This window comes from Microbacterium saperdae, assembly GCF_006716345.1.
In the GTDB taxonomy this organism is placed as follows: domain Bacteria; phylum Actinomycetota; class Actinomycetes; order Actinomycetales; family Microbacteriaceae; genus Microbacterium; species Microbacterium saperdae.
The window spans coordinates 2,386,779-2,410,883 of sequence record NZ_VFOX01000001.1; the positions used below are offsets into that span (position 1 = coordinate 2,386,779).

The 24,105-nt window shown below is 68.6% G+C and carries 21 protein-coding genes; 8 read left to right on the forward strand and 13 right to left on the reverse strand.

The window, feature by feature from the left end; genetic code table 11:
* Positions 1 to 14: 14 nt before the first annotated feature.
* Positions 15 to 1,007 (reverse strand): stage II sporulation protein M, encoded by a 993-nt coding sequence (locus tag FB560_RS11410; protein ID WP_141873219.1) that lies wholly within the window; start codon positions 1,005 to 1,007, stop codon positions 15 to 17.
* A 16-nt stretch (positions 1,008 to 1,023) separates the two neighbouring features.
* Here FB560_RS11410 and FB560_RS11415 point away from each other — a divergent pair, with 16 nt between their 5' ends.
* Positions 1,024 to 1,833 carry an RDD family protein gene (locus FB560_RS11415; protein WP_141872473.1) on the forward strand — a complete coding sequence of 270 codons (810 nt, stop codon included), beginning with the start codon at positions 1,024 to 1,026 and terminating at the stop codon, positions 1,831 to 1,833.
* Between the two features lie 36 nt (positions 1,834 to 1,869).
* Here the strand turns inward: FB560_RS11415 and FB560_RS11420 are convergent, their stop codons facing one another.
* The 4 genes from FB560_RS11420 to FB560_RS11435 form a co-directional block, all read right to left on the reverse strand.
* Positions 1,870 to 3,084, reverse strand: coding sequence for an ABC transporter permease (locus tag FB560_RS11420; protein WP_141872474.1), 1,215 nt, complete (start codon positions 3,082 to 3,084; stop codon positions 1,870 to 1,872).
* The gene (locus FB560_RS11425; protein WP_141872475.1) at positions 3,081 to 3,881 is read right to left on the reverse strand and encodes an ABC transporter ATP-binding protein; all 801 of its coding nucleotides are present in this window, start codon (positions 3,879 to 3,881) and stop codon (positions 3,081 to 3,083) included. Before FB560_RS11425 ends, FB560_RS11420 begins: the two co-directional genes overlap by 4 nt.
* Positions 3,878 to 4,804: an efflux RND transporter periplasmic adaptor subunit gene (locus tag FB560_RS11430; RefSeq protein ID WP_141872476.1), complete on the reverse strand. Its 927-nt coding sequence runs from the start codon at positions 4,802 to 4,804 to the stop codon at positions 3,878 to 3,880. Before FB560_RS11430 ends, FB560_RS11425 begins: the two co-directional genes overlap by 4 nt.
* 98 nt (positions 4,805 to 4,902) lie before the next feature.
* Positions 4,903 to 5,109 carry a DUF3499 family protein gene (locus FB560_RS11435; RefSeq protein ID WP_141872477.1) on the reverse strand — a complete coding sequence of 69 codons (207 nt, stop codon included), beginning with the start codon at positions 5,107 to 5,109 and terminating at the stop codon, positions 4,903 to 4,905.
* A gap of 80 nt (positions 5,110 to 5,189) precedes the next feature.
* Between FB560_RS11435 and FB560_RS11440 the strand changes: the two genes are divergently transcribed.
* A complete protein-coding gene (locus tag FB560_RS11440) occupies positions 5,190 to 5,615 on the forward strand; it encodes a hypothetical protein (RefSeq protein WP_229673115.1) in 426 nt (141 codons plus the stop codon).
* 42 nt (positions 5,616 to 5,657) lie between these two features.
* On the opposite strand, the gene FB560_RS11445 is transcribed toward FB560_RS11440, so the two are convergent.
* From FB560_RS11445 to manA, 4 genes are all read right to left on the reverse strand, one after another.
* On the reverse strand, positions 5,658 to 7,040 hold the full coding sequence (locus FB560_RS11445; RefSeq protein WP_141872478.1) for a DUF5719 family protein: 1,383 nt from the start codon (positions 7,038 to 7,040) through the stop codon (positions 5,658 to 5,660).
* A complete protein-coding gene (locus tag FB560_RS11450; protein ID WP_141872479.1) occupies positions 7,037 to 10,090 on the reverse strand; it encodes a glycosyltransferase in 3,054 nt (1,017 codons plus the stop codon). The genes FB560_RS11445 and FB560_RS11450 overlap by 4 nt, the downstream gene beginning before the upstream one ends.
* Before the next feature lie 150 nt (positions 10,091 to 10,240).
* Positions 10,241 to 10,558, reverse strand: a complete 318-nt coding sequence (locus tag FB560_RS11455) for a WhiB family transcriptional regulator (protein WP_141872480.1) — start codon at positions 10,556 to 10,558, stop codon at positions 10,241 to 10,243.
* A gap of 187 nt (positions 10,559 to 10,745) precedes the next feature.
* Positions 10,746 to 11,876, reverse strand: a complete 1,131-nt coding sequence (manA, locus tag FB560_RS11460) for a mannose-6-phosphate isomerase, class I (protein WP_141872481.1) — start codon at positions 11,874 to 11,876, stop codon at positions 10,746 to 10,748.
* Between the two features lie 68 nt (positions 11,877 to 11,944).
* Here manA and FB560_RS11465 point away from each other — a divergent pair, with 68 nt between their 5' ends.
* Both FB560_RS11465 and FB560_RS11470 read left to right on the forward strand, forming a co-directional pair.
* Positions 11,945 to 13,360 (forward strand): O-antigen ligase family protein, encoded by a 1,416-nt coding sequence (locus FB560_RS11465; protein WP_141872482.1) that lies wholly within the window; start codon positions 11,945 to 11,947, stop codon positions 13,358 to 13,360.
* Positions 13,357 to 14,655: an O-antigen ligase family protein gene (locus tag FB560_RS11470; RefSeq protein ID WP_141872483.1), complete on the forward strand. Its 1,299-nt coding sequence runs from the start codon at positions 13,357 to 13,359 to the stop codon at positions 14,653 to 14,655. Before FB560_RS11465 ends, FB560_RS11470 begins: the two co-directional genes overlap by 4 nt.
* A gap of 40 nt (positions 14,656 to 14,695) precedes the next feature.
* Here FB560_RS11470 and galE read toward each other — a convergent pair whose 3' ends face one another.
* The gene (gene galE, locus FB560_RS11475; RefSeq protein ID WP_141872484.1) at positions 14,696 to 15,685 is read right to left on the reverse strand and encodes a UDP-glucose 4-epimerase GalE; all 990 of its coding nucleotides are present in this window, start codon (positions 15,683 to 15,685) and stop codon (positions 14,696 to 14,698) included.
* Between the two features lie 152 nt (positions 15,686 to 15,837).
* On the opposite strand from galE, the gene FB560_RS11480 reads away from it, so the two are divergent.
* The 3 genes from FB560_RS11480 to FB560_RS20805 are packed head-to-tail and all read left to right on the forward strand — an operon-like array spanning position 15,838 to position 19,298.
* Positions 15,838 to 17,748 (forward strand): glycosyltransferase, encoded by a 1,911-nt coding sequence (locus FB560_RS11480; protein ID WP_141872485.1) that lies wholly within the window; start codon positions 15,838 to 15,840, stop codon positions 17,746 to 17,748.
* Positions 17,745 to 18,707, forward strand: coding sequence for a glycosyltransferase family 2 protein (locus FB560_RS11485; protein ID WP_141872486.1), 963 nt, complete (start codon positions 17,745 to 17,747; stop codon positions 18,705 to 18,707). Before FB560_RS11480 ends, FB560_RS11485 begins: the two co-directional genes overlap by 4 nt.
* A 3-nt stretch (positions 18,708 to 18,710) precedes the next feature.
* The gene (locus tag FB560_RS20805) at positions 18,711 to 19,298 is read left to right on the forward strand and encodes a hypothetical protein (RefSeq protein ID WP_188895129.1); all 588 of its coding nucleotides are present in this window, start codon (positions 18,711 to 18,713) and stop codon (positions 19,296 to 19,298) included.
* Positions 19,299 to 19,334: 36 nt separating this feature from the next.
* Here the strand turns inward: FB560_RS20805 and FB560_RS11495 are convergent, their stop codons facing one another.
* From FB560_RS11495 to glf, 3 genes are read right to left on the reverse strand one after another with little or no spacing between them, the layout of a single operon-like run.
* Positions 19,335 to 20,069: an ABC transporter ATP-binding protein gene (locus FB560_RS11495; protein ID WP_141872487.1), complete on the reverse strand. Its 735-nt coding sequence runs from the start codon at positions 20,067 to 20,069 to the stop codon at positions 19,335 to 19,337.
* Complete coding sequence (locus FB560_RS11500; protein ID WP_141872488.1) at positions 20,069 to 20,887, reverse strand: ABC transporter permease; 819 nt, start codon at positions 20,885 to 20,887, stop codon at positions 20,069 to 20,071. The genes FB560_RS11495 and FB560_RS11500 overlap by 1 nt, the downstream gene beginning before the upstream one ends.
* Before the next feature lie 10 nt (positions 20,888 to 20,897).
* Positions 20,898 to 22,034: a UDP-galactopyranose mutase gene (gene glf / locus FB560_RS11505; RefSeq protein WP_141872489.1), complete on the reverse strand. Its 1,137-nt coding sequence runs from the start codon at positions 22,032 to 22,034 to the stop codon at positions 20,898 to 20,900.
* 180 nt (positions 22,035 to 22,214) lie between these two features.
* Between glf and FB560_RS11510 the strand changes: the two genes are divergently transcribed.
* The gene (locus FB560_RS11510) at positions 22,215 to 24,104 is read left to right on the forward strand and encodes a cell wall-binding repeat-containing protein (protein WP_141872490.1); all 1,890 of its coding nucleotides are present in this window, start codon (positions 22,215 to 22,217) and stop codon (positions 24,102 to 24,104) included.
* Position 24,105 lies beyond the last annotated feature (1 nt).

Below are 24,105 nucleotides of genomic sequence, written 5' to 3' on the forward strand. Positions count from 1 at the left end.
TTCGACGACCGCCCTCACCCGGCGATCAGTCGCGGGGTGCCTGCCTCGTACTCGAGCAGATCTCCGGTCTCGCCGCGCCGATGCGCTCGTCCGCCGATCACCACCATGTAGATGAGGAAGATCGCGAGCGCGGCGCCGCCGATGCCGATCTTCACGGGCCACGGGAGCGCCCAGCCGGTCACGAAACCTTCGACGAGCCCCGCCAGGAACAGCGCGAAGACGAGGCCGATCGCCACGGTCGCCAGCGCCCGTCCTTCCGTCGCCAGCGCCTCGCCGCGCGAGCGGTGCCCGGGGGCGACCCAGGCCCAGAAGACCCGAAGCCCGGCGGCAGCCGCGACGAAGATGCACGTCATCTCGAGCATCCCGTGCGGCAGGATGTAGAGCACCATGACGTCTGCGCGATCGTAGGCGGCCATCACGGCACCCGAGACTCCCAGCCCCATCGCGTTCTGCACGAGCATGTAGATCGGCCAGATACCGGTCACGCCGAACAGCACGCACTGCATCGCGATCCAGGCGTTGTTGGTCCACACCATGCCCATGAACACCGCGGCGGGGTTCTCGGTGTAGTAGCCGGTGAAGCTCTCGTCGGCGTACTGCTCGAGCGCGTCCGGCTCTCCGAGCGTGGCGATGAGCGCCGGATCGTTCGAGATCCAGGCGGCCGTGCCGACGGCCACGGCGATGAAGCTGAGAGCGATGAGCAGCGTGAGCCACCGCAGACGGTACAGGGCAGCGGGCAGCTGCGAGGCGAAGAATCGACCGGTCTGCGTGAGGATGTTGTCGGAAGCTCCCGTGAGCCGGAGCCTCGCGCGCACGAGGATGGTCGACAGATACGCTCCCTGCGGTGAATCCCCCACGGAGGTCTTCAGCTCGGCGAGATCCGCCGACGCCGCCCGGTATCGCACGATGAGCTCGTCGACGCCCTGACCGTCGAGCCGCGCGCGGCTGAGCTCGTCCAACCGCTGCCACTCGGCGCGGCGTGCATCCGTCAGCGCATCAGCATCCACCTGATTTACTGTACTCATGTCCACACCGATCGATACTTCCGACGAGGTGCTCTCCGGAGAAGCCGTCGCGATCGATGTGCAACCCATCGGCTTCCTGCTGCGCGCACTGGGCGCCCTCATCGACATGCTGCTCGGCTTCGCGGTCTTCGTCCTGTGGATCTTCCTGCGCATCTGGCTCACCGACGCCGGTGTGCTCGACGAGGCGACCGACCGGATCGCGACCGTCGCGGCACTCGTCGTCAGCTTCGTCGTGCTGCCGATCACGATGGAGGTCGCGCTGAAGGGCCGCAGTCTCGGCAAGCTCGCGGTGGGCGGCCGCATCGTGCGCGTCGACGGCGGCGCGGCCGGCTTCCGCCACGCCTTCATCCGCGCCCTGCTCGGGGTCCTGGAGATCTACATGACCTTCGGCGGTCTCGCCGTGCTGACAGGCGCTTTCAACGCCCGCTCGCAGCGCCTGGGGGATCTGGTCGCCGGCACCTACAGCCAGCGGGTGCGCACTCCGCAGCTGGTGTCGCACGTTCCGGTGCTGCCGCCGGGACTGCACGCGTGGGCGCAGATCGCCGATGTCGCGCGGCTGCCGGACCGCCTCGCGCGCCGCATCTCGCAGTTCCTGCAGAGCGCGCCCCGCATGGTGCCGGCGGCACGCGATCGGGTGGCGCGCGATCTGCTGGCCGAGGCCACTCCCTTCGTCTCGCCTCTCCCCGCGGCACCGCCCGAGGAGGTCCTGGTCGGCATCACGGTGCTGCGCCGCGAGCGCGAGCGCCGGGCACTCGAGAACGCGGACCGCCGGGCCGAGAAGCTCACGGGTCGCCGCGTCGGAATCTGACCGGCGGATCTTCCGACCCGCGGCACGCGCCGCCACTCAGAATCGGATCGCGTCGATCACCTTCACACGCAGAGCGACGAGTGCGGGGATGAACCCGGATACGGCTCCCACGATCACGGAAGCGACCAGTCCGACCAGGGCCGCGCGCATCGGGAACGGCGGGACGTCCTGGATGCCGTAGAACAACGAGGTCACCACCCAGTCCGAGCGGAGGATCGCGACCACGATCGCGATTCCGACCACTCCCGCGACCGTCGTGGCCACCAGGCTCTCCAGGAAGACGGAGAAGAACACGCGTCCTGACGTCGCCCCGAACGCACGACGCACACCGATCTCCCGCACCCGCTGCCGCATCGCCACCAACTGGATGTTGATGAGGCTGAGGGCGCCGAGCGCCAGGATCAATGCCGCGATGCCCCCGGTGATCATCTCGAACGTCGCCTGCACATCGAGTGCTCCCGGCTGCGCGGCCCAGTCCGAACGGCTCACCGACACGGTCTGCCCCTCCGGCAGGCCCGCTCGCAGGTCCATCGCCAGCACCGGACCGATCTCGTTCGCCTGCTCGGCGCCGACCCAGACCTCGTACTGCGGCCACGCGCCCTCCGGCAGCGCATCGACGCGGGAACGATAGGCGTCGTAGAGCAGATCGACGCGAAGCTCCTCATCACCGAACCCCTGCCGTGGCACGACGCCGACCACCTGGTAGGTGCCTCCGGCCCCGCCGGTGAGAGACAGCGTCGGATGCTGAGCGAGCGGCAGCCGACCGATCCGGTCCCAGAGCGCCTCCGTGATCACGACCGGCGGCGCGAGTGCCTCGAGGTCGGAATCGACGAACCAGCGCCCCTCCAGCAGGACCTCACGATGGATCTGCGGGTACATCGGGTCGACCAGGCGCGCCCCGACCTCGGTGACGCCGTCCGGAAGCTGCACTCCCTGCACCATGCCTCCGACGATGCGCCCGGTGTGGCTGAAGCCGAACCGTTCCGAGACGCGGGCGAACCGCTCGTCGAAGTCGTCGAAGTCGACCGGTGTGCCGTCGTCGTTGGCGACGTTGACCACGATCGTCGCCGCCCGTCCGCCGAAGCGGTCGGACTGCTCGGTCTGGAACTGCCGCTGGTACTCCGATATCGCGACGACCGCGGTGAGGGCTCCCACCGAGACCGCGATCCCGATCAGGCTCAGCAGCACCCGGAGCTTGTGGACACGGATCTCCGCCCAGGCATCCGACAGTGCACCGAGGAAGCCGCTCATGCGCCGACACCGTTCGCTGCGGGCAGCGGCGGCAGGACCGCGGGCGCGGGGGACGCCGTGGCGGGTTCCGGCGGCACGGGCGCGGACAGGGTCGACGCCTCGAAGGCGCGACGAAGGTCGGCCTCCTCCAGTCGCCCCGCATCGAGCCGGTAGTGCCGGCGAGCCCGGGCGGCGACGTGCAGATCGTGCGTGATGGTCACCAGTGCCGCGTCCGTCTCGGTCGCGACCTCGTCGAGCAGCGACATCACCGAGGCCCCCGTCTCGATGTCGAGCGCGCCCGTCGGCTCATCGGCCAGGATCAGAACGGGTTTGCGTACGAGAGCGCGCGCGATGGCGACGCGCTGCTGTTCGCCACCGGAGAGGCGGTCGGCGATCTGCTCTATCCGGTGGCCGAGCCCGACCCTCTCGAGCATGTCCGCCGCGATCTGACGCCGGTTCCAGAACATACGCCCCTTGGCGTGCCCGAGCGGCATCATGACGTTGTCGAGCGCCGTGCGGCCCGGGAGGAGGTTGAACTGCTGGAACACGAAGCCGACGTTGTCGCCGCGCACCCTGTCCAGGCGGCCGGAGCGCATCTTGCGCACCTCACGGCCTTCGAAGGACACGGTTCCCGTCGTCGGCTCATCCAGCATCCCGAGGATGTTCAGAAGGGTCGACTTGCCCGAACCCGAGCGTCCGACGATCGAGACGTGGTCGCCCGCCCCGACGGACAGACTGATCCCCTTCAGGATCTCCAGGCGCGAGTCATCGGCGAGGAGGACGCTCTTCTCGACGTCCTCCAGGGCGACGAGCGTCACCAGCTCATCCCGCTGTCGCACTGTTCGACGCCCGGGGACACCTCGTAGCAGAACTCCTCCACCGGTGCCACGAACCCGGGGACGAACTGGCGGATGCTGTCGCCCTCGGCGAGACCCTCCGTCACCTCGACCATCGCACCGTCGTTGACCCCGAGCGTGACCGCGCGCTTCTCGGGCTCGGCCCCGTCACCGGCGTCGACCCAGACGTTCCCGGATCCGGCGCCGCCCTCCACTGCCGTGACTGGCACGATGAGAGCGTCCTCGACCTGCCCGAGAGCGAGGTCCATGGTCGCGGGGAGGCCGGCGAACACCGTCTGGTCCTTCGGGATGGCGCACCGGACACTCGCGGTTCCCTCGGCACTGACCTGCACGCGCACCCCGGTGCAGGTGAAGGGAGCAGGGCCGCCGGTCACCGTGACGGTGCCCTCGGTGGGGGCGTTGACCAGACGGTAGAGCTGCACGGGCTCCACAGTCGCGAGCAGGTGGTAGCGCGCCGGGGTCAAATTGTAGATCTCGGTTCCCACCGAGGTCTGCTGCCCCTTGACCAGAGCGAGTTCCGACACGTCGCCCGCTTCGGGGGCGAGGATGTCGATGTCCTTGCGCGGATCGTCCTGACGGACGGTGAACAGCTTCTGACCCGCCGTCACCGCGGCGCCCTCGCCGACGTGCACGGCCAGGACGGTCCCGTTGATCTCGCCGCGCACTCCGATCACCTCGTCGCGGGCGATGTTCCCGCTCAACGTCAGCGCGTTGACGACAGCGCCGCGCTCCACGGCCACGACCGGGTCGGTGATTCCCGCCTCCGGACTCACGATGCTCTCGACGCTGTCGGGGAAGAATGCGATCTTCACGAGCGCGGCAGCACTCGCCCCGAGGACGATGACGAGGAGCAGGGGGAAGATCCAGCGACGCCAGACGATCACGACAGCCTTTCCTGGCGCGCCGCCGTGGCACGTCCGCCGTCAGACTATCCAGCCGTCGATGGGGGGCCGCCTGCGCACGCCGCGTGTCGAGGAAGCTCTCAGGCGCGCAGCGCTTCGTGACGCACGACGAGCCACCCGGCGGGTACCGAGAGCCGCTCCGCGTGCGGGGCGCAGAGATCATGCGCGTGCGGGTGGTCCGCGAGCCCCAGAGGTCCGAGCGCGGCCATCTGATCGCCGTAGTCGTAGGTGAGGGTCGCGACGGCTTCCCGCGCGCATCCGACCTTCGAGCAGAGTCGTCCGTTCATCACCGTCAGCGTACGTCGCGGCGGCGTGCCGGAGCGGATGCCGCGCCGCACCGCCCGGCCTCAGCGCCTAGACTTTCGACATGCCTCGTCGACGCAGTGCTCCCTCCGCCGCCCCGCGGCGTGGCGCGCGCCATGGCCGTCATGGCCGCCTCGGACGCAGCGAGGTCGTACGCCCGCCCTTGGCTCCGTTGGATGGACGGATCGACCGTTTCGATCTGACGGTCGGCACCGCCGTCGAGTTCCTCCGAGGCACGTGGCCCGAGCTGCAGGACGTCCGGTTCGAGATCGGCGCCATGCCGGGCTTCGACGCCACCGAAGAGGTACCTCGCTGGTATCTCGACCGCGAGCAACGTCGCATCGTGCTCTTCCGGCTGCCCATCGAACGGCTACTTCCTCCCGGTCACGATGACACCGCTCATCGCCGTATGGCCATCGAGAGCGCGGTGTTCCGCGCCGCGGCGGAGTACGTCGGCCGCGAGCCCTGGGATCTCGGGCACGATCACTGACCTCCCCGACCTGTGGCGCGCTGCGGGTCAGGGAGGGATCGATCAGGGATAGACGGTGATGCTCTGCGCGGCACCGTCACTCGGCTGCACGGGCCACCCCGCGAGCTTGCCGTCAGCAGTCATCGTGACCGCGGCATGCACCGTGCCCGTCGTGCGCAGCAGATAGCTCGTCCGCGCGGACACGGCGGTCTCGACCGACCCGTCTGCCGGCACCGTGACGTCCGTCGCCGGTCCCCCGTTCGTGGGCTCCAGAGTGATCGTGATGTCGGCATCCGTGTCATTGAGAAGATGCAGGCGGGGGGCCGGTCCAGCCGGGACGGCCAGGAGGACGTCGGCGCCGATCTCGGGTGCGGGAGTCATCCAGGAGAAGTCCGATCCGCGCACGAGCCCGTCCTGCTGGCGGACGGCCGACACGATCGGCGCATCCGCATCGATCTGCACGCTGTACGAACCGGGTTCCAGGCCGCTGAGCGACACCTGTGCCGGTTCGCCCGCCGTGAGCGGCACCGTGAATTCGTTCGCCACCGTGTCCGAGCCCGAAGCGCGTACGGTCACGTGCGCCTGCGCAGCGTCCTGGGGCGAGAGCATCCGGATCACGGTCATCTCGGCATCGTCCCCCTCCGCGGCGAACGACTGCACACCGGCGAAGACCGGATGCAGCTGCGGTCCCGGCACCGCATCCTGGAGATCGACGCCCGCCGGATCCAGGGTTCGCACGAGCGCGGACTGGAGCACGGCGCGAATCGGCGCCCCCTCGGCGGTGACCTGCACGACGGGGAGCTCGTTCCCCGCCGCGATCGAGGTCACAGGGAGCGCCACCTGGGTCCGCGCCGGGACGATCACCGTGCGACTGCTGCGACTGGTGCCGTACACGGACAGCGTCACCGTCGACGGCACCTCTGCCGCGTTCGTGAGCACGATCACGTCGGACGCGCCCGTGTCCACGCTTCCGCCGACAAGCCAGGACTCCAACCGAGGGGTCCCGCACGGCAGCGCGGCGAATCCGCTCATGTCTTCCGCGGAGACCGCGGCGGACTCGGCCGCGGCGATCAGCGGCGCTGTCCGATCCTCTACGGTGCCGGTCATCGTGCGTACGTCGCCGGCACCGATGAGATCGGGCGCCTGGAGCGTCGCGATCGTCGGTGCACCGGCCGTGCCGTCGACCGTCACGCTCGGCGACGCCGCGGACACCATGCTCAGCGGGTCCGCGGGGTTTCGTCCGAGGGCCCGGAGGTCGCCGTTGCACACCAGGAGGCTGTCACCGGGCAAGGGCGTCACCTGCACCTGCGCAGGATCGTGCGTCACCTCCGGCCAGGGGGCGTGGATCGCGGTCACGACCCCGATCACGCAGGCCACGGCGACCGCAGCCCCGGTGACGAGGCGGGCTCCGGTCGCTGCGACGCGAACCGCACGCGTGGTGCTCATCGATCCTCCTCCGCGTCGCGCTCATGATCCGTATCGACGGGGTCCGCCGAGGTCGCCTCCGGCACTGATTCCTCGGACGACATGGCCTCGTCCGACGGCGCGTTCTCCTCCGGCGGTGCGACCTCGTCGGAGTGCACGACGCCCTCTGCAGGTGCGATCTCCTCCGGCGCCGCCGTCTCCTCCGGCCGAGGGAGGGCCGTCTCCTCGTCGACGTCGATGTCCTCCGCGTGGCGAGGCAGGATCAGGGGTTCCTCGGGCGCACGACCGACGATGCGCGACTGCGCACGGGCGGCGCGGCGCGACGCTCTGGTCGGGACCGACAGCAGAAGTGCGGCGAGGATCGCCAGCAGCTGCACGGTGATCACGAGCCTCGCGGTCCCCTCCTGGGAACCGTTGAGAGCGGTGCGGTCGGCGACATCGGCCTCGACGCGCCAGAGCACACCTCGTTCCGTGGTCCCCGCGTGGACGAATCCTGCCCTCTGGTCGATCGATGCGATGGCGGAGGTGCGCAGGGCACGAGCCTTGTCGCCCTCTCCGCCGGTCACCTGGGCGAGGAGAACGTACGAGATACCCTGCGCCGCCAGGTCTCCGGGCGCGTCGAAATCACGCGCGGAGAGCAGATCGACCGAGAGCACGGAGATGTCCGTGCCCTGCGGTTGGGTCGCCGTGGACATCATGGTCGTCTGCGCCCCGAGCGTCTCGCTCGCGCCCCACACCACATCGACCGCCAGGCCTCCGTCGTTCTGAGGGGTGAGCACCAGTGTGCCGAGAGGACCATCCGAGGCCGCCTGCGCGGCGACATACGCCGGCAACGTCGACTCGGGGCCGTTGGTGAGCGCTGAGCGGTCGGCGTGGAACGCGACGAGAGCGGGAACCGCACAGACGACGAGAGCGAGAGCGGCCACCGTCGTCGCGGCGACGCGCAGTCGAGGAAGAGTGATCGCGGTGTCGAGCGTGACGAGAGCCGCGCCCACGACGCCGATCCACGCGAGACTCAGGCCCGCGCCGGGCCAGATGGCCATCGGTTCGCCCTGCGTGAAGCTCACCGTGATTCCGACAGCCAGGAAGGCGGTGGCGAGACCGGATGCGGCGACGACGAGCAGCGTGATCCCGGCGCGCCAGCGCGGGGCGATCGCGGAGGCGAGCGCGAGCACCGCGAGCGGCGCGCAGAACAACGCCGCCCAGGAACCGAGCGGGAGCATCGAGAACTGCATCCACCCGGCGAGATCGACGGTGGGGAAGCCGGTCGCGATCGCCAACCGGCCGTCGGCATCCGCCGTGGCCGTGTTGCCGACGACCAGCCCTGGGTCCGCCAGCAGCGCGAGAGGGGTCCCGTGTGCGAACTGCCAGAACGCCAGCGGAGCGAAGAGCAGCAGCGTCGGCACGGGCACCCACAGCAGTCGACCCGCCCCGCGGAACTGCGCCGTCCCCAGGGTGATGCCGAGCGCGATCACGCACAGGAGTGCGAGCGCGGGTGCCAGCGACGGCGCGCAGGCGACGACCGCGGCGAGCAGCAGCGACGCGGCGCCGGCCGCGCCCCACGAACGGTGAGCGACGACCGCCGCGTGGAACAGCCACGGCAGCAGCAGATGCACGAGCACGGCAGAGGGGCGGCCCTCCACGAGAGCAGTGAGGAAGGTCGGAGCCAGCGCCCACGCGACACCCGCGAAGATCCGCAGACCGGCGCGGTCCGTGACGCGTGTGGCGGCGAACCACCCGCCGAGCACGGCGAGCGGGAGAGCCAGTATCCACAGGAGCACCAGCGAGAAGGAAGGACCAGCAGGCCAGAGCGACCCCAACAGGGCGACCACCGCGGCGAACGGGTCGGCGGGGCCGATCACACCGAGACCGATCCCCCGCACTCCCCACGCGGCGTCGGCCCAGAGCGCGGCGACGGTGTCTCTGAGCGGCAGGATTCCGCCCCCGCCGAGCGCCGGCCAGGCGAGAAGCGTCGTGAAGGCGGCGATGCTGACGACGAGCGCGGCGAGGACCGCCCAGGCTCCACCCCCGGAGAAGAACCGGAGCTCGCTGACGGCGCCGCCCTCACTCCCATGTCCGTCGTCCAGACGTCGGCGCAGCTCGGAACCGGTCACACGAAGCGGTGTGATGCTCGCCCAGGTCGACGTCCGGAACGAACGGATCCGTGCCCGGGAGCGGGCGACCGCGGGGACGCGGGCCATGGCCGTGAGCGCAGCACCCCACTCAGGGAGAACGGACTCCGGACGTTTGCCGATCAGGTGGGTGATCGATCGCCACAGTGCCAGCGGAAGCAGGGTGAGCCAGTGCAGCGCGACGGCGGCAGCCGGCGCGTACGACAGCCGCCGATGAAGCTGGGCGAGGCGGGTGACGTAACTGCGGCGCGCGCGGCCGGTGGGGAGCGCAGCAGGTCCATCCGGCGACGCGGACACGCGCGCGCTGGGGGCGAGGACGACGCGCCCACCGCCCAGGCGCGCGCGCACTCCGAGGTCGAGTCCTTCGTCCGCTCCGGCCAGCGCCGGGTCGGGGCGCAGCGCATCGCGCACCTCGGCGCGGATCAGTATGCCTCGGATGTCGGATCCGAGGGCATCGTCCGCGCCGTCGTGCTGCCCCTGGTCGAGCTCGCCTGCGGCGAGTTCGACGCTTCGTCCCAGCGCGGTCATGCTCACGCCCAGCGACACGATCTCTCGATCGTTGTCGGTGGCGACGAGCTTCGGCGCGATGATCGCGGCGGACGGGGAGCGCTCGAGCATGCCGGTCAAGCGCTCCAGTGCCCGGGTGTGCGGAGCCGTGTCCTGCGCCAGCAACCAGATCGCCGACCCCTCGGCGACGCGCGGGCGCGCGAGCTCGATCGCTTCTGCGAAGGATGTCGTGCTGCGGGCCTCGATGATCCCTTCGACGGTGCGTGCGACCGCATCGCTCTCGCGCACCGAGGCGGCATCGCCGCAGATCACGAGCGTCACCGCAGCGACGGGGGTGGACTGGGAGCGCAGTGCCTCCAGTGTGCGGAGGAGCTGCGCGCGGGAGGAGGATCCGGCGCGCGCGACGAGGATGGCGTGAACTCGGGCTGGCATGACCTGGTCAGCCTATGCGCGGGTCACCGAGGCCGGGGGCACCGACTGCGGCGCGCCCGCGAAGCAATGCACCGAGACAGGGCGGAACGTCCAGCTCCTCGCGCACGAGGCCGAGGGTTGGTTCAGCCCGCACGGAAGAGTGCGGTGCGCTCAGCTCGCGCGGCGCTTGAGCTTCCGGCGCTCGCGCTCGGAGAGTCCGCCCCAGATGCCGAAGCGCTCATCGTTGTTCAACGCATACTCGAGGCACTCGCCTCGGACGTCGCACGAGGTGCAGATCCGCTTCGCGTCACGCGTGGATCCGCCCTTCTCGGGGAAGAACGCCTCAGGGTCCGTCTGCGAGCAGAGCGCTTCGCTCTGCCAACCGAGAGCGGTGTCGTCTTCGGAATCCGGCTTGCGGACCCCGGGCACTCCGAGGTTGATCGGATCGACGAACCAGTTCTCCGGTACGTCGGAACGGTATCCCGTCATCTCGATCTCCCAACCCTGTCTCCGCCCCCCGGCGGGCCGTGCATACCTAATTACACCCGTGTCATTCGCTGCGGTCAAGTCGCGGATAGTAAACCCTCAATCATCTCTTGAAGGTTCTTGACGATGCGTCGGCGTGTCGCGGCGATTCGTCTCGGGACGACACGCCCGGGGCGGTCGACAGCGGGATTCAGCGGCCGGGCGCGGCGATGAACGCCTCGCCCACGCCGCGCAGGCGCAACTCGGGTTCATCCGCAGACACGAACGCGGCGGTTCCCACGGGAACGGTGCGCACGGTGCCGGACTCCGTCTCGACCGCGACGTCGCCGGCTGTCGCGAGCACCATGGTGGGCCCGGCCACCGCTCGCACGACGGACTCGCCCGTCAACGTGACGCGGTCCAGCGCGAAGTCCGCGACCGGCACCGGGTATGAGGTGATGGCGCCATCCGCCGCAGGCCGCAGCACGGGCACCTCGGACGGCACAGTGTCCACGATCGACAGCAGCTCGGCGACGTCGATGCGCTTGGGCGTGAGACCTCCACGCAGCACGTTGTCGCTCGCCGCCATGATCTCGACCCCCAGGCCCTCGAGGTACGCATGCAGGAGCCCTGCGCGGAGGAAGAGTCCTTCGCCGCGACGCAGGACGACGTGGTTCATCAGCAGAGCGACCACGACCCCGGGATCCCCCGGGTACGTGTCGGCCACGCCGGCGATCGCCTGGATCGTGGTGTTCCACTCCCCCGCATCGGCGCGCTCCGCTGCGGCGGTGACCGAGGCGATGATGTCGTCCACCTGCGGCTGCACCGTGCCCCCCAGCAGCCAGCTGAGCGTGTCACGGAGCACGTCTGCGCCGCCCGTCAGGTGAGCGCGGAGTGCTGACACACCTGCGCCGTCCCCGAGCGCGTCGAGCAGGGACAGCGTGTCCGAGACCGGACGCAATCCGCTCAGGGACTGGAACGTCTCGCTCAATGCGACGATCAGCTCCGGCTTGTGATTGTCGTCACGGTAGTTGCGCGTCGGGTCGTCGAGCCCCTTCCCGCTCTCTGCGGCCCACCCCTGCTGGGCCTGCGCGATGGTGGGGTGCACCTGGATCGACAACGGCTGAGCGGCGGCGAGCAGCTTCAGCAGGTACGGCAGTGTGCCGCCCGTGATCTCGTCCAGCGTCCCGTCGCCGTCGATGTCGGCCGGGTCCCCGGGGTGATCCCCGAACCAGACTTCCGCCTCCGGCGCCCCCGACGGCGAGCGCCCCTCCAGCTCGGCCAGGAGGGAGGCCGAGCCCCAGGCGTAGTCACGGGGGGCGTTGGTCAGACTCAGCAGCATGCCCCCAGCGTAGAGCCGCTCAGCGATGTTCAGCGACGCGCCGGGTACGGCGCGGTAGCCTGAACGCGATGGCTCAGTACACCAAGCATCCGGTCGCGGCCCGGCCCACCGCACCCGAACGCGAATCGACGGGGCATCTGCTGCTGCGCGGTTATGCGATCCTCGTCTTGATCGTGACGTTCGCGCACTCGGCCGTCTACAACCTCCTCGGCCAGGACGGCGCCGGCGTCGTGCTGGTCGCCTTCACGCTCGCCACGGTCGCCATCGGCGTCCCCATGGTCACCCGAAAGCGCCCGCAACCGTTCCGTTGGCGCCGCCTGCCATGGACCGCGCTGGGCTACGTGACCCTCGCCCTGATCTCCGTCGCATGGTCGCAGTGGCGAGTACCGACCCTGATCACCTGGGTGCTTCTCGCAGCGGTGACGGTGAACGCCCTCTTCCTCGTCCACGTGCTCACCTGGAACGAGATCATCCGCGCGCTCTCCTCGGCATTCAAGTGGGTCCTCGGCCTGTCGCTCGCGCTCGAGCTGTGGGTGTCCCTGGTCCTGCACGCGCCTCTGCTGCCGAACTTCGCCAACTTGCCGGACGGCAAGATCGATCCGCAGTGGTACTGGGTGCGCGACAACCTGTTCGACGGCGGACGCATCCAGGGGATCGTCGGCAACGCGAATCTGCTCGCCATCATCTCGCTGTTCGCCATCATCACGTTCGGGGTGCTGTTCGCCGCGCGCGCCCGATGGCGCACGACGCTCGCCCTGTGGATGCTGCTCGCGGCGTACTTCCTCCTCCGCACCTCATCCGCCACAGCGCTCGTCTGCGCCGCCGCTGTGGTCGTGGTCCTCGTCGTCGCCCTCGCGATGCGGCGGGCTCGCACCCCCGGGGCGCGCACCAAGGTCTATACGATCGCGATCGGCACCACCCTGATCGGGGGCGCCGCGGTCTGGCTGCTCCGAGAGCCGCTCTTCGCCCTGCTGGGGCGCAGCGCCGACCTCACGGGCCGCTCCGAGAAGATCTGGACGAAGGTCCTCGCGCGCGCGGCCGAGCATCCGCTCTTCGGCAACGGTTTCTCCAGCCCCTGGATCCCCTCCGACCCGGCATTCGACGGGTGGATCATCGACCACCACATCACTGTCTTCCACGCGCACAACATGTGGCTCGACGTCCTCATGCAGCTCGGCGTGCTCGGGGTCGCTCTGATGGCCATCGCGTACCTGAGCCTGCTCTGGCGTTCGTGGTTCTTCGCGGTGGACCGTCCTCGCTGGGACCTGGACTCCCGCCGGGCCTACTCCCCGCTCACCCTTCTTCCCAGCCTGTTCACGGTCGTGCTGCTCGTGCAGGGACTGTCCGAGTCCACGCCGATCATGCTGTGGGGATGGATGCTGCTCGTGCTCCTGTCCTTCAAGCTGAAGTCCGTCCCTCTGGTCGGCGTCGGCGAGCGGGATCTCTTGTTCGAACGCGGCACCCGACCGCGGCGCGTCCCGTGACGCCGGCGCATCGCCTCGCGCGGCTGCTCGGTTCCGTCGAGATGGCTCGCGCCTTCACCCTGGCGGTGCTCGGCGCGGTGTTCGGCTCGTTCGCGATCGAGCAGATGACCTCCGCGGTCACGCTCGCGACGATCATCGCCATCCTGTGCGTGCTGGGAGCAGCGATCCTGTGGGTGCGACGCGACGAGCTCTCACCGCTGCGGATCGCCCCCTCCTCGCTGTTCGCCTTCCTCGGCTGGGCACTGGTCAGCCTGGTGTGGACCACCGATCGCTCGGAGACGTTCTTCGGCTGGATGTCGCTGTTCGGCTTCGCCTTCCTCGCGCTCACGGTCGGCCATATCCGAGACACCCTGCAGACCGTACGTGCCATCGGTGACACGTTGCGCGTGCTGCTCACGGTGTCGCTGGGCGTCGAGATCCTGTCCGGCATCCTGCTGGACGTGCCTTTCACGTTCCTCGGCGTCCAGGGGAACCTGGCCGAGGGCGGCCCGATCCAGGGCATCTTCGGCAGCCGGAACATGCTGGGATTCATCGCCGTGCTCGCGCTCATCACCTTCGTGATCGAGTGGCGGACGCAGTCGGTGAACGCCCCGCGGGCCGTCGCCTCGATCGCCCTGGCCGGCTCGCTGGCCTTCCTCTCGGCATCGCCGACGGTGCTGGTGCTCGCGGCCGCGGTCGGCGTCGTCACCGTGGCGCTCACGATCGTCAGGCATGCCCCCGCCGACCGTCGCAACCTGGTGCAGTGGATGCTGGGGATCCTGGTGGCGCTGGCCCTGACGGTGGCGTTCGCTCTACGCCACCAGATCATCGCGCTCCTCGACGCCGGTTCCGATTTCTCGCTCCGCGGCGACCTGTGGAACACCATCCTCGACTTCGTCGCGTTGAAGCCGATCGAGGGCTGGGGATGGTTCGGGGCGTGGGCGCGCGGCGAGTACCCCTTCACCTACATCAACTTCCAGCTCGACGATCACCATCAGAGCGCCCTGAACGCGTTCTTCGACGTTCTCCTGCAGTTGGGTGCCGCGGGTCTCGTGCTGTTCCTGCTGCTCGGCGGCGTAGCGCTGATCCGTTCCTGGCTCGTCGCCAGCGTGCGCCGCTCTGTCGTCTACGCCTGGACACCGATCACCCTGGTGACGCTGGCCGTCGACTCGATGTTCGAGAGCTTCACCCTGGTCGGGGCCGGCTGGTTCATGCTCGTGCTGTGCGCGCTGCGTGCGGGCCAGTCGCGCTCGTGGCGGGAGAACATCGACGCCGCGCAGACGGGCGCGATCCCGACGTTGCGCCCGCAGGGCTGATCGGCCCGACGCGCCCACCAGGGTCCCTCCGAAGGAGGTGTCAGTCGAGGGTTCGGAGCCTGTCGGCCCAGGCGAGGGCATCGCGGACGCCGTCGTCGACAGATCGCTCCGCGCGCCATTCGAGGACGGAAGCCGCCCGATCCACGATCGCGTAGGCACCGGCCTGATCACCGGGACGACGCGCGGTCTCCACGACGGGCAGCGCCTCGCCGGTCACGCGCTCGAAGGCCGCAACGAGCTCGCGCACCGTCACCCCGTCGCCCGTGCCGAGGTTGATGACCTGGTATGGCGCCTCGTCGGACGCGACCTCGTCGAACCGCTGCACCGCGGCGACGTGCGCGAGCGCGAGATCCCAGACATGGATGTAATCGCGCAGTCCCGAGCCGTCCCTGGTCGCCCAGTCGGTTCCGGTGATCGAGAAGGGCCGACCGGACGCCTTGGCGCGCATGATCATGCCGAGAGCGTGCGAGGGCGTCGGATTCTGCAGACCCGTGCGCAACTGAGGGTCAGCGCCGATCGGATTGAAGTAGCGCAGCGCGATCGCGCGGAAGTCTCCCGCGGCCGCCGCATCGTGGAGGATCTGCTCCACCATGACCTTGGTCGCGGCATAGGGGCTCGACGGAGCGATGAGCCCCGACTCGTCGACGCCCGCGCCGCTCGCCCCCGCGTAGACGGCGGCGGAGGAGCTGAACACGATGCGGCCGATTCCGGCGTCGCGCAGTCCCTGCAGCAGAACGATGGTCTTGCCGACGTTGGCGTCGTAGTAGCCGAGCGGATCGGCGACGGACTCGGGCACGACGATGCGTGCGGCGCAGTGGATGACCGCGTCGATGTCGGGGTGCTCCGACACCACCCGGCCGAGCATCTCGCGATCGGCGATGTCGCCGACGTACAGGTTGCGCCCCTCCCCGAAGGCGGGCCGCCCGGTGGAAAGATCGTCGATCAGCACGATGTCGATCCCCGCCTCGACGCAGGCGGTCGCGACGGTGGATCCGATGTACCCGGCGCCGCCGGTGATCAATACCTTCATCGCGGTCATCCTATCGCGGGGCACTCCGCGCCCTGGTCGCTCCGGCTCTCCACAGATCCGAAGGTGACGGGCGGTAGGCTACTCTCTGCTCGTCGAGTCCGCTGCCCCTGCGAAAGCGGCAGCCGGCGCAACAACATCGGAGAACCTCCCCCGTGGCCCACGTCCTGCAGAACGTCGTCTTCCCGCTCGATCGCGACCCCGATCTCCTCCCCCTGTACGCGGATCCCGAGACCTGGTCGGTCATCGAGAACGAACCGGTTCGCGTGTCCAACCGCGCACATCTCGGGAACATCCTGGGTCGACACCGTGCACGGATCGTGGCGGGCCGTCGCGTGTCGTTGGGCACCTACTTCAACGCCTTCCCGGCGTCCTACTGGCAGCACTGGACCAGCGTCCGTCAGGTTCAGCTCACGGTGCGCACGACGGGACCGGCGACGATCCTCGTGTACCGCTCCAACGGCTCCGGAATCCGCCAGCGCGTCGCCACGCGCGAGGTGACCGGAGAATCCTCGACCTCGTTCGACCTCGATCTGACGCAGTACAGCGACGGCGGCTGGATCTGGTTCGACATCGTCGCCGACGAGAAGCACGCAGTCCTCGAGGGTGCCGAGTGGACCACAGAGCAGGAGCCGGCGCGGACGGGCAAAGCCTCACTCGGAATCACGACGTACAACAAGCCGGACTACTGCGTCGAGACGCTGCGGGCCCTCGCGGCGTCTCCGGATGCACTCGAGTTCGTCGATCGCATCTTCCTGATCGACCAGGGCACCCAGCTCGTGTCGGATCAAGACGGCTATGACGACGTCGCCGCCGACCTCGGCGAGACCCTGCAGGTGATCCGCCAGGCGAACCTCGGCGGTTCCGGAGGGTTCGCACGCGCGATGCATGAGACCCTGCAACGCCCCGAGAGCGATTTCGTGCAGCTCCTCGACGACGACGTGCGCCTGGAACCCGAATCCCTCCGACGCTCCATCGTGTTCGGGCAGTTCGCCACGAGCCCTGTGCTGGTCGGTGGACACATGTTCGATCTGCTCGACCGCCCCAAGCTGCACGGCTGGGCGGAGGTCGTCGATGAGGGCCCCTTCATGTGGCGCAACCTCTATCAGGAGAAGATGCCGCACGACTTCGGTGTCGCCAACCTTCGCCAGTCGACACTGCTGCACATGCGCATGGATTCGGACTACAACGGCTGGTGGATGTGCCTGATCCCCCTCGACGCGATCCGAGAAGTCGGTCTGTCGTTGCCGGCGTTCATCAAGTGGGATGACGCAGAGTTCTGTCTGCGCGCAGGCGAGGCGGGTTTCCCGACCGTGTCGATGCCCGGCGTCGCGCTGTGGCATGTCTCCTGGGTCAACAAGGACGACACGATCGATTGGCAGGCGTATTTCCACGCGCGCAACCGCATCGTCGCCGGGCTTCTGCACTCGAACGCCCCGCGCGGTGGCCGTCTCCTCACCCACAGCCGCCGCGTCGACCTCAAGCATCTGATGATGATGCAGTACTACCCGGTGGCTTTGCGGGCCCGCGCGCTGCGCGACGTGCTCTCCGGCCCCGCGCACATGCGGAAGAACCTCGCGACAGCGATGCCCGCCGCACGTGCGCTGGCCGCCCAGTACCCGGAGACCGTGATCCACCGGGACCCGACGACCGTGCTCCATTCACGGCACGGCCGGCGGGTGTACAAGCAGCTGTCCAAGAACGACCTCGACAACCCCACGGGGCTGCGGCTGCGCTGGTTCACGCTGTCCACCCTCCTGTCGCACTGGCTGCACAAGCCGCAGCAGTCGAACATCGATCAGCCCGAGGTCGAGTTCGGCAAGGAGGACGCGTACTGGTGGCGCGTGCCGGCGTTCGACAGCGCTCTGGTGAGCGCCGCAGACGGCTCCGGCAAGAACATCTACACGCGCAACCGCCGGCAGTATCGACAGATGCTGCAGGAGACGGTGCGCCTGCACTCGGAGCTCCGCCGTCGCTGGCCTGAACTCCAGAAGCAGTATCGCGAGGCGCTGCCCGACCTCGTCTCCCCCCAGTCCTGGCAGCAGATCTTCGAGGAGAAGGCATGACCGCGGCACCCGCTGCATTCGATCCAACCGCAGCGACGATCGTGATCGTCACCTACAACCGCTCGCACCTGCTCACGGGGTTGCTGACGAGCATCACCGCCATGGAGCCGAAGCCCGGCCACGTGGTCATCATCGACAACGCCTCGGCGGACGACACCACGGAGGTCGTGGAGTCGTTCAGGGACAGTCTCGGCACCGAGATCGTGTACCGGCGCCTCGAGACCAACACCGGCGGCTCCGGCGGCTTCAGCGAGGGTATGCGCACGGCCTACGAGCTCGACTCCGAGTGGATCTGGATGATGGACGATGACGTCGAGGTGCTCCCGGAAGGCCTCGCGAAGATGGGCGCCTGGGCGCCCCGGTTCAAGAGCATCCAAGGCCGCCGCTACGACTACGACGGCAGCGAGTTCTATTGGCAGTACCGCATCGCCGAGCGGATGGGGATCCCGATCCCCTTCGCCCCCTCCGGATTCGACGGTTCTGGTTTCAAGGAGATGAACAGCGGGTGCTTCGAGGGGATGTTCATCCACCGCTCGATCGTTCAGCAGATCGGTCTCCCCGACCCGCGCTTCTTCATCTACTGGGACGATCAGATGTACGGCTGGCTGGCATCCCGGAAGACGACGGCGGTCATCGTCGACGAGTTCGTGTTGCGGCGCACCCGAGAGATCAAACAGTGGGACATGGGCATCCGGCACATGAACGCCTCGAGCAACGCCTACCGGTACTACATCATGCGCAACCGCGCATTCATCAAGCAGTACTATCGCGTGCACGACGCCTACAACCCTGTGCTGTTCGGGCTCGGCACGGCGATGACCTTCGCGAAGGAGCTCATCCGCCTCGTCTTCGTCGAACGAACCGTGCGCGGCACCAGTAATCTGTTCCGTGGACTCAAGGACGGCGGCCGCCTCGGCCGTGACCGGACCTGGCAGCCGATGGCACCCTTGGAGGCGTGAGCGTTGAGCGAGCAGCAGCCTGAGCTCCGGTGGGCACCGATCCCCCCGGCTCCGAAGCGTCGTGGCCGGATCTGGCTGATCGTCGGCCTCTCCGTGCTCGCAGTGGCCATCGTCATCACGTTGCTCGTGCTCTTCCTGCCCCGCGGCGGCTCTGCGGAGCCCTCGCCGTCGCCGAGTTCCTCGCCGTCGCCGACGCCGTCCGCCACACCGACGCAGACCCCGACGCCGGAGCCGACGCCGACGCCGACGCCGGAGACCTCGCCACCCCCTGTGGCCGACCCCGATCTCGACACCTTCACCACGCTCGTCCAGCCGCGCCTGGACGACGCGGTCACCGGCCTCGGGTTCTTGCCCGGCATGAGCGGCCAGGAAGCCGCACAGATCGTCGATCAGCTCCAGCAGGACGCGGAGAGACTCGCCGATTCGGTCGCCCCCAGCTCGATCGCAACCGAATGGTCGAATGCGGTGGCCGACTACGCGTCGAAGCTCGTCTCGCTCCGATCGGCCATCGACAGCGGCGCCTCCACCGGCGCACCGTTGACCGCCGCGTCGAACTCCTTGCAGGCTCTCCGGGCTCTCGTCGGGCTCTGACCCTCCCGCCTCGGTCGCTGCCGATGAGCGGGATCGTCAGGCCGCGTAGTCGCCGTTGTACCGGTCGAGCACCTCGGCGATCGGCGCGTCCAGCACGAGAGCGCCCTTGTCGAGGTAGAGCCCTCGCGTGCAGAATCTCCGCAGATCGCGTTCGTTGTGACTGACGAAGAACAGGGTGCGTCCCTCGGCGAGCAGCTCGTCGATGCGGGTGTAGCACTTCTCGCGGAACGCCTTGTCACCGACGGCCAGGACCTCGTCGACCAGGAGGATCGGCTCGTCGAGCTGCGAGACCACGGAGAAGGCGAGACGCACCTTCATGCCGTTGGAGAGATGCTTGTACGGCGTCTCCTCGAATCCGTGGAGTTCGGCGAAGGCGATGATGCTGTCGTACCGGCGCGACACCTCATCACGGGACATGCCGTGGAGGCCGGCCGTGAGCCGGACGTTCTCGCGCACGGTGAGGTCGCCGACGAACCCTCCTGTGATCTCGATCAGAGGAGCGACTCCCCCGTTGACGGCGACGGTCCCCTCGTCCGGCAGCAGCACCTTGGCGACGAGCCGGAGAAGCGTGGACTTGCCCTGTCCGTTGCGTCCGACCACACCGATGGACTCTCCCGGCTGAACGCGGAAGGAGACGTCGCGGAGGGCCCAGAACTCGCCGGGCCGGGATCGACGGGACGCTCCGGCGAACAGATCCTTGAAGCTGCGGCTGCCGCGCCTGTTGCGTCGGAAATGCACGCCGAGTCCCTGTACTTCGATCGCCGCCGGCATCACAGCTCCTTCAGCACGGGGCGCTCGAGACGCCGGAACGCCCACATGCCGAGCGCGAGGATCGCCAGGCTCATCACGATGCTGATCACCAGCGTGAACAGGTTCCACTGGTCCGGGAAGAACGCCATCCGATACAGCATGAAGATCCCGGCGAGGGGGTTGAACGCGCCCAGCGTCTGCGCGATGCCGGGGAGGTCCGTGACGTTGTAGATGATGGGGGTCGCGTAGAACATCGCTCGAAGGATCAACGCCGTGGTCCGCTCGAGGTCGACGTACATGACGCACAGGGGCGCGATGAGCAGGCCCAACCCGACGAGCAGGATCGTCTGCAACAGCATCGCCACCGGCATCCAGAGGATGCCCCAGCCGACCTGCACGACGTTGTCGGGGTTCGTCTCCATGAGCAGGCTGATCACGATGAACAGCACGAGCACCGGCAGGGAGAACAGATACTCGATCCCCTTGCTCAGCACGATGCGGTTCACCCAGATGGTCCGAGGGATCGCCGTGGAGCGCACCAGCCGCGCGTCCTTCTTGAAGGCACGCGTGAAGTCGCTCACCGACGAGTTGAACCACACCCAGGGCAGCAGCGCACTGATGAGGAACACGATGTACGGCTCCTCGCCCACATCGCGGTGGAAGACCTGCGTGAAGACGAACCAGTAGATCAGGCTCATCACCAGCGGGTCGAGCACCGACCACACGTAGCCCAGCATGCTGGTCGCGTAGCGGACCTTGAGGTCGCGGGCGGAGAGAAGCCACAGCGAATGCAGGTATCTACGGGGCGTCCCCGGTGCCCCGACCGCAGTGTGACTCACAGTGTCGAGTCTACGAGAGTGTGTTGTTCCAGAGCGACAGCGCCGAGCCGATGGCCATGTGCATGTCGAGGTACTGGTACGTGCCGAGGCGTCCGCCGAAGTGCACGTCCTTCTCACCCTTGGCCAGCTCGCGATAGGCCAGCAGACCGTCACGATCGGTGGGAGTGTTCACGGGGTAGTACGGCTCGTCGTCGCGCGTGGCGAAGCGCGAGAACTCTCGCATGATCACGGTCTTGTCGGACTCGTAGATGTCCTTGCGCTCCGGGTGGAAGTGCTTGAACTCGTGGATGCGCGTGTACGGCACGTCCATGTCGGGGTAGTTCATGACGCTGGTGCCCTGGAAGTCGCCGACGTTCAGCACCTCCTGCTCGAAGTCCAGCGTGCGCCAGCTGAGCGCGCCCTCCGCGTAGTCGAAGTAGCGATCGACGGGACCGGTGTAGACCACGGGAAGCTGTCCGACGGTGGCCTTGCGGTTCAGGGGCTGCGACTCGTCGAAGTAGTCGACCTCGAGCTTGACCTCGATGTTCGGGTGATCCGCCATCCGCTCGATCCAGGCGGTGTAGCCGTCGGTGGGCAGGCCTTCCCACGTGTCGTTGAAGTAGCGGTTGTCGTAGGTGTAGCGCACGGGCAGACGGCTGATGATGTCGCCGGAGAGCTTGTGCGGGTCGGTCTGCCACTGCTTCGCCGTGTAGTCGCGGAAGAACGCCTCGAAGAGCGGACGGCCGACCAGGGCGATGCCCTTCTCCTCGAAGTTCGCCGCCGACTTCACGTCGAACTCCCCTGCCTGCTCCTTGACCAGCGCCCGTGCCTGCTCCGGCGTGTAGGCGGACTGGAAGAACTGGTTGATCGTGCCGAGGTTCACCGGCATCGGGAAGACCGTGCCCTTGTGCGTCGTGTAGACGCGGTGCACGTAGTTCGTGAACGACGTGAAGCGGTTCACGTACTCCCACACCGTCGCGTTCGAGGTGTGGAAGAGGTGCGCGCCGTAGCGGTGGACCTCGATCCCGGTCTCGGGCTCCGCCTCGCTGTAGGCGTTGCCGCCGATGTGGTGGCGGCGGTCGATGACGGTGACTTTGCGGCCCGCTTCGGCAGCACGCTCAGCAATGGTGAGGCCGAAGAAACCCGACCCGACGACGAGAAGATCCATGGCACCTATCGTATCGGCGGGTTCCTGGGTGTCCCTCTCGGCGTGCCGGGCGGAGGTGAGCGCGACTCTCGAAACCAGTACCCTGGGGAGCCGTGAGCATCGCACGCCCGGTGGCACTCGTCGTCGGGCATCTGCGGGCCGCCCTTCATACGCACGCCCCTTCCACTGTCAGGACAGCCGATGATGCGCGTACCCGTGCTCGCGACGAGCGCCGCCCTCGTCCTCTCGCTCCTGCTGCCCGCAGCGGCCGCCGCGTCGCCCGGCGGGACTCTCCGCAGCGATGTCTCCCGGGCCGCCGAAGCCCACCTCCCCGACGCGGGCACCCACCGCTACGGCGGCGTCGACCGGTACGAGACCGCGGCTCGCATCTCCTCCGCCACCTATCCTTCGGGCGCCGACACGGTGATCATCGCCTCCGGCAACGACTTCCCGGATGCTCTCGCCGCCGCTCCGCTCGCCTCCACGCTCTCGGCTCCGCTCCTTCTGACGCAGCGCGACGCCCTCCCTGCGGCCACCGCCTCCGAGCTCTCGCGCCTCATGCCGGACCGGGTCATCGTGATCGGCGGCACCGGAGTGATCGCGAAGCGGGTGGTCGATGCCATCACCGCGCGCACGGGTATCGCCCCGGCGCGCCTCTCCGGGAGCGATCGCTATGCGACAGCGCAGGCCATCGCGGCGTACGGATGGCCAGGCGGTTCCGCCGAGCTCGTCGTCGCCACCGGATCCGGCTACGCCGATGCCCTGTCTGCGAGTCCGGTCGCGAGCGCCTTGGCTGCACCGCTCGTGCTCGTGCCGCCGACGGCGGGGGCGGCACTGACGCCCGCCCGCACCACGCTGCAGAACTCCTCGGCATCGGTCGTGCACATCGTCGGCGGCGAGGGAGCCGTCTCGACCGCGGTCCAGAGGGCGCTTCTGGACGGCTCCGGTGCCGTAGCCACCCGATACCCCGGAGCGGACCGCTTCGAGACGTCGGCATTGCTGCTGGCGCAGCACTTCTCCGCAGGGGTTCCCGCCGTGTTCTGGGCCAACGGTCTGAACTTCCCCGACGCCGTCGCCGGATCCGCCGCCGCCGGATCCACGGGCAGTGCGGTCGCACTCGCACGGCCGCATTGCGTGCCGACATCGGTCCTCGACCAGACGCACCGCCTGACGCCCCCGCGACAGATCGCACTCGGCGGCGCGGCGGTGGTCTCGGACAATGTGCTCAACGGCCTCCGCTGCTTCGATCGCGCTCCCAGTCCGACGATCAGCGGCGGGACGACGGTCGGCTCCACTCTCACCGCCACTCCGGGGACATGGGCGCCCGCTGCGACGACGATCGGCTACCAGTGGCTGCGCAATGGCTCGGCGATCTCAGGAGCGACGCGGGTGGCGTATTCGCTCGTCGCAGCCGACGCGAACACCCAGATCTCTGTGCGGACGACAGCGCAACGGTCCGGTTATGCGCCGACCGACACCGTCAGCGCGTCGCGACGCGTGGTCGCCGCGGCGGACCTGAACAACCCTCATTCGGCACAGGTGGTCGTCAACAAGAAGCGTCCGCTCAATCCGCGCACGCACGTGCCGACGGGGCTGTACAAGCCGAAGATCCCCAACGTCAACGGCCAACCCGTCAAGTGGGAGACGGGCCAGCAGCTCGAGAAGATGAGCGCGGCGGCCAAGGGCGCGGGCTACTCGCTCTACCTTCTGAGCGGCTACCGCAGCTACTCCCTGCAGCAGACCGTCTACACCGGGTACGTCAATCGGAACGGGCGCGCCTACGCCGACAAGTACTCCGCGCGGCCCGGACACTCCGAGCACCAGACCGGCATGGCCGTCGACATCTACGCCTCCGGCTACTGCGAAGGCGAGTGCTTCGGAGGGACCGCTCCGGGCAGGTGGTTGCGAGCCAACGCGCACAAGTACGGCTTCATCCTCCGATACGACCAGGGGATGCAGCACATCACGGGATACGCCTACGAGCCGTGGCACTTCCGCTATGTCGGGATCCCGGTGGCGACCGACATGCGCACCAAGGGGATCAAGACTCTCGAGCAGTACTACGGGCTTCCGGCGGCTCCGGACTACTGAT